Genomic DNA, 7,342 nt, shown 5'->3' with positions numbered 1-7,342 from the left:
GATTTTACTATTAAATATGACATAACTAATATCTATTTAACTAATATCTATTTTACTAATAGCCACTTATTTACCAAGAACCACTTATTAACCAAGAACCACTTATTAACCAATAGCCACGTAACGAATCACCACGTAACGAATAGCTATTTAACAAATAACTAAGTACTAATAGCAACCAATCCAATGGTTATTATTGAAACATCCCCCTCTTTTATTATCCTATCGAGCTTTTTATGGCTTCAAGCTTTTGGCTTGTACAGCCTGCTTTTTAAAAATGAAAAGTTTAGAGTTGACTATCATGACCCTTATTACTGCAGTAATCTCTATTTTTATATTGATAGCGATAAGTGCTGTCGTTTCAAGTTCAGAACTTGCCTTAGCGTCCGCCAGAAAGATTAAACTACAAATTTTAGCCAAAGATGGAGAAGTGCGTGCCCTTGATGTCTTAGCTATGCAGGACAGTCCTGGCAGCTTTATAACTGTGGTACAGATTTTATTAAATGCTGTGGCTATTTTGGCTGGTGTGATTGGAGAATCTGCAATTAGTCCCTACTTTGAGGACTTGCTCCATTATAAAGCCTTTTCTTTTTTGCAAGGTATTATTGGCTATGAAGCATTAGCGTCCATACTCTCTTTTATTTTAGTGACTAGCGTTTTTGTATTATTTGCCGACCTTATGCCAAAAAGATTTTCAATGACGTATGCTGAGCCTATTGCTATCAAATTAGTACGCCCAATGATGACCTTAATCTTTATCTTTAAGCCTATCATTTGGGTATTTGATGGGGCAGCCGATATCTTATTTAATCTTCTGGGTATTTCTACTGTACGCCGTGATGACATGACATCAGAAGATATTTATGCCGTAATGGATGCCGGTGCTCAAGCTGGTGTTTTAAAACATCAAGAGCATCATTTAATTGCCAATATTTTTGAGATGCAAGAGCGTACCGTTACCTCTGTTATGACCACTCGTGAATATATCGTCTACTTCGATTCTAACGAAAATCACGATGTTATCGTTGAGACAATGATACGTGAGCCACATCATAAGTTTTTAGTGTGTTTAGAAGATGATTTAGAAAAGACCTTAGGCTATGTTGAATCACGAGCTTTTTTAGCAATGGTGTTGCAAAAAGAAAAAGTGCGTTTAACAGACACTAGTATCTTAAGTACAGCGCTATTTATACCAGATACCTTATCCCTTTTTGAAGTACTAGAGACCTTTAAAAGCACCGGTTCAGACTTTGCTGTCATTGTTAATGAATACGCGTTGGTAGTAGGTGTCATCACTTTAAAAGATGTGATGAGTATTGTGATGGGCGAGCTGGTTACTGTCGATGAACAACCTATTATCAAGCGTACTGAAAACTCATGGTTGATAGATGGCATGGCGCCAATTGAAGATGTTATTCGCACTCTTGGTATCATTAATCTACCTAATTCTGAGAACTATGAAACCATAAGTGGATTCATGATGTATAGTTTGCGAAAAATCCCTAAAAAAACTGATTTCATCATACATGCTGGGTTTAAGTTTGAGATTTTGGACACTGAAAATCTTAAGGTTAATCAGTTATTGGTCACAAAAATGACTGATGAGCCTTTGTCTTAAATAAAAATCAAGCTATGCTAAAATTTTACAAACATAGCCTTATAACAGAGCCTAATAAGTACAATAGACTAATATTGTTTATCTATGATCCAAGTTTTTATTTGGTGCCTGTTTTTTGGACTTATTAATACGCTTTAAGTATTGGTAAACCCCTTGGGAGTATGTCACTATATTCTTCTTACGTATATTTTGATGTATGATAATAAGACCATAACCTGTGCAGGAGCCTGATAATGAGTGTGATACCCGAATCTTTGCCAACTGATGCTAAGAAACCAACCAAAAGCGCCACGTCAACACCTTCTGCAACTCGTCGTTATAAATATTTGGTTTTCATTGGCCGTTTTCAACCCTTTCACATGGGTCATAAAGCAGTGGTAGATGAAGCTCTAAAAAGAGCAGATAACGTCATTATGCTTATAGGCTCTGCTAATATGCCCAGAAGTCTTCGTAATCCTTTCACTGCTGAAGAACGTTCGGAGATGATTAAAGGCGCTTATCCGGCAAAAGAAGCCAAAAGGATTCATTGTGTGGGTTTAGACGATGCTTTATACAATGACACACGCTGGCTTCAATGTGTACAGCAATCGGTGTATTCAGTCACCAAAAATTTGCAAGAAGACATAGCTCTAATTGGCCACTCGAAAGACAGCTCCTCTTACTATTTATCTTTATTTCCCACATGGGAATCTATTTCAGTACCCAATTATAAGAACCTATCTGCTACTCCTATTCGAGAAGGTTATTTAATGGGCGCCACGCCGACCAAGGAGCGCACGCCTGCCTCTACCCGTGCCGTTCTTGAAGCTTTTAAAAATACTAAAGATTATAAACAGCTTCATGAAGAAGCCTGGTTCGTCGATAATTACAAAAAACAGTGGCAAGATACCCCTTACCCACCTACTTTTATGACTGTAGATGCGGTAGTGGTGCAATCAGGTCATATTTTGTTGGTCGAGCGTCGCAGTATGCCAGGTCGCGGCTTATGGGCGTTACCGGGCGGCTTTATTGATCAAAAAGAGACCCTTTTAGACGCTTGCGTGCGTGAGCTTAGAGAAGAAACCAAGCTTAAAGTACCAGAGCCAGTATTACGTGGCTCTCGTCATTCTCAGCATACCTTTGATGACCCTTACCGTTCAGCCCGTGGCCGTACCATTACCCAAGCTTTTTACTTTCAATTAAAAAATGACGCAAAAGGTTTGCCAAAGGTAAAAGGCGGTGACGATGCTGCTAAAGCTTTTTGGTTACCTTTAGCGGAGCTTGACCCTAAAAAAATGTTTGAAGATCACTACGCCATTATTACTAAAATGGTGGGGTTATGATGAGTGATATTTGCTATCAACTTTTTTCTGCCCTAAACGATAGACGTGAGGGGTATTTCGGGCATACTCAAAGACTGAGTTTGCCACCATTAAGCAGAGGAGTTCTGTGATGTACACTGCAAATTTTAATAATTTAATTTTAAATGCTGACAGTTATAAAGCTTCACATTGGCTACAATATCCACCGGGTAGTGAATATATGTCAAGCTACGTCGAGGCTCGTAAAGGCGACTATGACGTAGTTTTCTTTGGATTACAGGCCTATATCAAAGAATACTTAAGCAAGCCTATAACCACTGAAGATATTAATGAAGCTGAAAAAGTAATTAAAGCTCATGGTTTACCTTTCAATCGTTCAGGTTGGGAGCGCATTGTTGAAAAGCATGGCGGATACTTACCTGTTCGAATTCAGGCTGTTCCTGAAGGAAGCATCATCCCTGTATCAAATGTGGTTTGTCAAATTGTTAACACTGATCCTGATTTTTATTGGCTACCAAGCTACTTAGAAACCTCTTTACTACGCGCTATTTGGTATCCTTCATCAGTGGCAAGCTTGTCCTTTTTTTGTAAAACCATTATCAATGAAGCATTACAGAAGTCGGCTGACAGCAATGCGGGTCTTGCTTTTAAACTTCATGATTTTGGCGCTCGTGGGGCATCTAGTTTTGAATCAGTGGCTTTAGGTAGCCTTGCCCATTTAGTGAACTTTTCTGGCACTGACAGCATGACGGCTTTGGTTTCAGCGAGTCGATGGTACGGTATGACTGACGACATGCCAGCCTTCTCAATACCTGCCGCAGAGCATAGCACTATGACCTCTTGGGGCAGAGAACAAGAAAGCCAAGCTTATGCCAATATGCTGGATCAATTTGGTGGAGAAGGTAAGTTAGTAGCCGTTGTGTCTGACAGTTACGACTTGTGGAATGCCATTGACCATATTTGGGGTGAGGAACTTAAAGAGCAAGTCGAAACAATGGGTGGTACTTTGGTCATTCGTCCTGATAGTGGAGACCCTGCCAAAGTGGTACGAGAAGCTTTAGAACGCTTATCGGTCAAATTTGGTTATAGTGTGAATAGCAAAGGATATAAACTGCTGCCAGAATATGTGCGCCTTATCCAAGGAGATGGTATTAGCCCACTAAGCTTAAGTAAAATATTAGACACCATAATGCAAGCAGGCTTTAGTGCAGATAACGTCACCTTTGGTATGGGTGGAGGCTTACTACAGCAAGTGACTCGCGATACAATGAGTTGGGCGATGAAAGCTAGTGCCATTCAAATTGATGGTACATGGAAAGAAATCTTTAAAGACCCAATCACCAGCCGTTCTAAACGCTCAAAAAAAGGCCGTTTGGCATTGGTAAAAGACGATAATGGTCATATCAGTACCATTAAAGAAGACTCACTAAAAGATGGTACAATGAATTTATTGCGTGATGTGTTTGTAGACGGTGAATTACTGGTTGATGAGAACTTAACCACAATTCGTCAACGTACAGGCAGTTGGTAATTTAGCAACCCACTTACAATGCTTTATATAATTTATGAACTAAGCTTCGTTATCTGGTATGACGAAGCTTTTTTATGTAAATTCATTGTTATAAAAGCTAAAGTATAATGACTTAAAATATGGTTAAAATATACATATACTTTTGCGCTAGTTTACTATTTTAAATACATAATTTATCAATTTTTCTTCTATCAATATTTGTTTTAAGTAACCGGTAATACAAGTGAACATTAATGATTCCTTTGCAGCCTAAACACCTTGTTTTAGCACCTGTGTACATATACCAAGGGTTAAAATTAAAGAAGACAGCTTTAACATTGCCAGAGGCGGAAGGTGAACGTAATGGTAGCCTTCTGCTTAACCCTATTAACGACGACTCTACAAGAAAAGCCGATTCAAATAGGTCAAGTAGGTCTAATGGGTTTAATAGTTTAAATATTATGCTGCTTGGCGACTCATCAGCAGCTGGCGTTGGCGTTAGTTCACAGCAGCAAGCGCTTATTGGACAATTATTGAGTCATTTATACCAAAGTCAGGAAATAAACCTTAAATTTAACCAAATTGATTGGTCACTTCACGCCACTTCAGGACATACTAGTTTTGATGCCCTACGTCGGTTATATGTATTACCAAAGCCATCTGCTGTGGAAGATGTTATGATTGTTATGGTAGGAGTTAATGACGCAACTGCGAATGTTTCAACCAAGAAATGGCAATCCCAATTGCATGAAATTATTCGCTTAAGCAAACGTAAGTTTGGCGCAAAATATATTATTTTTCCTTGTCTTCCGCCCATGCAAAATATGCCAGCAATTCCGAGTCCCCTAAACAAACTATTGGGGTATAAGATAACAATATTGAATGATAAGTTACTACAGGTTTGTGAAAAGTATGAAGATGTATGGGCGTTACCAATCGAATTTAAAGATGCTGGTTTAAAGACTCATGAATTATTCGCTGAAGATGGCTTTCACCCTAATTCTCAAGCTTATGCCTTTTTAGCATTAAAGTTATCGGATAAAATTGCAAGTCTGATTGGCAAAATTTAAAAGTTAAGGTTTAATAGCTAAATTGAACAGGTATAATTTTGTCCGCTTTCATTTATAGCAGGCCTTTACGGCGCATCTGTTTATAAACTACTATGACGACCACAATATTCAGTAATAATACCCCGAGTTTGATCCAGTCAAATGGCCTCACAATCAAATAATAAATCTCAACTGGGATAAATATCCCGTAACCTAGAACACTGTACCAATAAGCCCAAGTTTTGTCTTTCCACAGTCCATATGCTTCAATAAAGCGCAAACTGGCATAGCCTAAAATCAGCCAAATAAATATATGCCAATTTTGTGAAGCTTGGTGCGCGGCTCGAATCATTGCTGTTACTTGAACACTAAACAAGGTACCAAATCGTGCTACCCAAGCGGTATTGGCATGGCTGATGAACTCTGTCACATCATTATGCCATGCCCATAGTGCAAGAGCAGCAAACAATGCTCCTACCCCTTTTACTACTTCATAAAGGGTAACCGCTTTAATCGAGCGGCTAACCTGTGGTGACTCAGTCAAAATATGTCTCCACCACTTTGCCTTGTAACGTCTGGTTTAAGAAAGGGGTATTCTTACCTTTTGACAGTAGGTTATCACGAGTTACTTGCCACTGCATATTTGGATCTACAACGACTGCACCACCAATCTCTTTATATTGATCTTTTATACCAGCAATACGCGCTGGCGCTAAACAAATCTTGTCAACCAATTGCTCTGGAGTCAACACATTATCTCGTATCAGTTTACAGCCTAATGCCATAAAAGTATCAAAATTTGAAATACCGGGTGTGGCTTCTGCGAACGGTGCCTTTTTCGCTGTGTCATTTAATGGTTCGTGGTGACTACATATTGCGTCTATAGTGCCATCTTGTAAGCCTTTGAGCAGTGCTTTTTGATCGGTATTACTGCGTAAAGGTGGAATCACATAGGCTAGGGAATTAAAACTCTCCAAGTTATCATCTGTTAGATGCAACTGATGCATTGCCACATCACAAGTTACGGGTAAGCCTTGAGCCTTTGCCATACGCATCAATCCAATTGATGATTTACAGGTGAGTTGGCTAAAGTGAGCTGCAATACCAGTTTCTTCTACCATCAATAACTGGGTTGATAATGCTACAGTTTCTGCTAACCAAGGGATACCTTGTAAGCCATGGAATGACGCAATGTAACCTTCGTGCGCTACCCCACCAGCAGACAGACTAGGTTCATTGGGATAGAAAAACACTTTAAGGCCAAAATTTGCAGCATACTCCAAAGAACGTAGCAATACTAAATCATTTTCAAAAGGACGACCTGCATTGGTCACAGCAATACATCCGCCTTTTTTAAGACCTGCAACATTTGCTGGTCGCTCACCTTTTAGTTCTGCTGTAAGGGCGCCCAAAATATGCAAGTAAATACCACCATCTTGTTTGGCACGTTCGCGTAGACCTTTAAGCAATGAGCCATTTTCTAGGATAGGATTGGTATCTGGTGGGGTGACAACGTGCAAGAAGCCATTAGCACGAGCTGCATGTCCTTCTGTCTTTAAAGTACCATGCTGTTGTAATCCTGGTTCACGCAGACGAGCACATAAATCAACCAAAGGTGGCAACAACCAATCACCTTCTTTGGCCTCAACTTTAGGTTGTTTAAATTCTTTAGGCAGTAAATTAAGCATGATAAATCCAGTTTTTATTAGTACTTTTAGATATTAGTACCAGTTATTATTAGTATCTGTAATGATCTTTAGTTTGTGAGCCATAAGCAAGCCAAATTAGTCATAAGCTTAAGCATAATCAATTGTTAAATAGCTAAATAGTTAAACGGCTAAAGAGCTAAATTTAATGGCAATCG

Annotated in this window: 6 protein-coding genes; 4 read left to right on the top strand and 2 right to left on the bottom strand. The window is 39.1% G+C overall.

Annotated features, from left to right (window positions below):
• Nucleotides 1–301: 301 nt before the first annotated feature.
• The 4 genes from QZ265_RS08790 to QZ265_RS08775 all read left to right on the top strand — a co-directional run bounded on the left by QZ265_RS08790 (nucleotide 302) and on the right by QZ265_RS08775 (nucleotide 5,499).
• Nucleotides 302–1,618 (top strand): hemolysin family protein, encoded by a 1,317-nt coding sequence (locus tag QZ265_RS08790; protein ID WP_296405396.1) that lies wholly within the window; start codon nucleotides 302–304, stop codon nucleotides 1,616–1,618.
• A 233-nt stretch (nucleotides 1,619–1,851) separates the two neighbouring features.
• Complete coding sequence (locus tag QZ265_RS08785; RefSeq protein WP_296405394.1) at nucleotides 1,852–2,940, top strand: bifunctional nicotinamide-nucleotide adenylyltransferase/Nudix hydroxylase; 1,089 nt, start codon at nucleotides 1,852–1,854, stop codon at nucleotides 2,938–2,940.
• A gap of 109 nt (nucleotides 2,941–3,049) precedes the next feature.
• Nucleotides 3,050–4,450: a nicotinate phosphoribosyltransferase gene (locus QZ265_RS08780; protein WP_296405392.1), complete on the top strand. Its 1,401-nt coding sequence runs from the start codon at nucleotides 3,050–3,052 to the stop codon at nucleotides 4,448–4,450.
• Between the two features lie 233 nt (nucleotides 4,451–4,683).
• On the top strand, nucleotides 4,684–5,499 hold the full coding sequence (locus QZ265_RS08775; protein ID WP_296405390.1) for an SGNH/GDSL hydrolase family protein: 816 nt from the start codon (nucleotides 4,684–4,686) through the stop codon (nucleotides 5,497–5,499).
• 52 nt (nucleotides 5,500–5,551) lie between these two features.
• Here QZ265_RS08775 and QZ265_RS08770 read toward each other — a convergent pair whose 3' ends face one another.
• A complete protein-coding gene (locus QZ265_RS08770) occupies nucleotides 5,552–6,022 on the bottom strand; it encodes a DUF2127 domain-containing protein (protein WP_296405388.1) in 471 nt (156 codons plus the stop codon).
• The gene (locus tag QZ265_RS08765) at nucleotides 6,015–7,166 is read right to left on the bottom strand and encodes a dihydroorotase (protein ID WP_296405386.1); all 1,152 of its coding nucleotides are present in this window, start codon (nucleotides 7,164–7,166) and stop codon (nucleotides 6,015–6,017) included. Before QZ265_RS08765 ends, QZ265_RS08770 begins: the two co-directional genes overlap by 8 nt.
• Nucleotides 7,167–7,342 lie beyond the last annotated feature (176 nt).

The sequence above is a fragment of the Psychrobacter sp. genome, from assembly GCF_018260395.1.
GTDB lineage: Bacteria > Pseudomonadota > Gammaproteobacteria > Pseudomonadales > Moraxellaceae > Psychrobacter.
This window is presented reverse-complemented; position numbering and strand designations above follow the sequence as displayed.

Bases quoted from the DNA above. Each gene is read 5' to 3' on its own strand.
- QZ265_RS08765 (WP_296405386.1), bottom strand. From the start codon at position 7,166: ATGCTTAATTTACTGCCTAAAGAATTTAAACAACCTAAAGTTGAGGCC.
- QZ265_RS08775 (WP_296405390.1), top strand. From the start codon at position 4,684: ATGATTCCTTTGCAGCCTAAACACCTTGTTTTAGCACCTGTGTACATA.
- QZ265_RS08780 (WP_296405392.1), top strand. From the start codon at position 3,050: ATGTACACTGCAAATTTTAATAATTTAATTTTAAATGCTGACAGTTAT.
- QZ265_RS08785 (WP_296405394.1), top strand. From the start codon at position 1,852: ATGAGTGTGATACCCGAATCTTTGCCAACTGATGCTAAGAAACCAACC.
- QZ265_RS08790 (WP_296405396.1), top strand. From the start codon at position 302: ATGACCCTTATTACTGCAGTAATCTCTATTTTTATATTGATAGCGATA.